The 734-nt window shown below is 76.4% G+C and carries 1 protein-coding gene; it reads left to right on the top strand.

The window, feature by feature from the left end:
- A partial coding sequence (eutC, locus tag EOW66_RS20275) for an ethanolamine ammonia-lyase subunit EutC (RefSeq protein WP_164881219.1) occupies window positions 1-723 on the top strand: 723 nt, incomplete at its 5' end.
- Window positions 724-734 lie beyond the last annotated feature (11 nt).

Genomic DNA, 734 nt, shown 5'->3' with positions numbered 1-734 from the left:
AAGGTTGCGGCTTTCGCGGCGCTGTCGCGGCTGACGCCGGCGCGGGTGCGTCTGGATGCGTCGGCGCGGCCGCTGCCGCTGGCCGATCTGCTGGCCTTTCAGGAGGACCATGCCGCGGCGCGCGACGCGATCCATGGCCGGGTCGACTGGGACGCGCTGGCGCGGGCGCTGGCGCCGCTTGCGACGCTGCGGGTGGCGAGCGCGGCGCGCGAGCGGGCGGTCTATCTGCGCCGCCCCGATCTGGGCCGGCAGCTGGCACCCGGGGCGGAGCTGCCGCGGCTCGACTGCCCGCTGCTGATCGTGATCGGCGACGGGCTGTCGGCGCGCGGTGTCGCGGCGAATGCGCCGGCGCTGGTGGCGGCGCTGGTGGCGCGGCTGCCCGAGCTGGGCGGCGTGCCGGTGATCCTGGCGGAAGGCGCGCGGGTGGCGCTTGGCGACGCGATCGGGGCGGCGACCGGGGCGGGGATGGTGCTGATGCTGATCGGCGAGCGTCCGGGGCTGACGGTGGCGGACAGTCTGGGCGCCTATCTGACGCTTGCACCGCGGGTGGGGCTGCGCGACAGCGCGCGCAATTGCGTGTCGAACATCCATGGCCAGGGCGGGCTTGGCCCCGAGGCGGCGGCCGATCGCATCGCCTGGCTCGTCGGCGCGGCGCGCCGGCTCGGGGCGACCGGCGTTGCGCTGAAGGACGAAAGCGCCGCCGCAGCCCTGCCTGCTGGCTGACCGGCTCAGGC

This window comes from Paenirhodobacter huangdaonensis (assembly GCF_004022465.1).
In the GTDB taxonomy this organism is placed as follows: domain Bacteria; phylum Pseudomonadota; class Alphaproteobacteria; order Rhodobacterales; family Rhodobacteraceae; genus Rhodobacter; species Rhodobacter huangdaonensis.
Note: the sequence above shows the minus strand (reverse complement) of the source record. Positions and strands in the feature narration are given on the sequence as shown.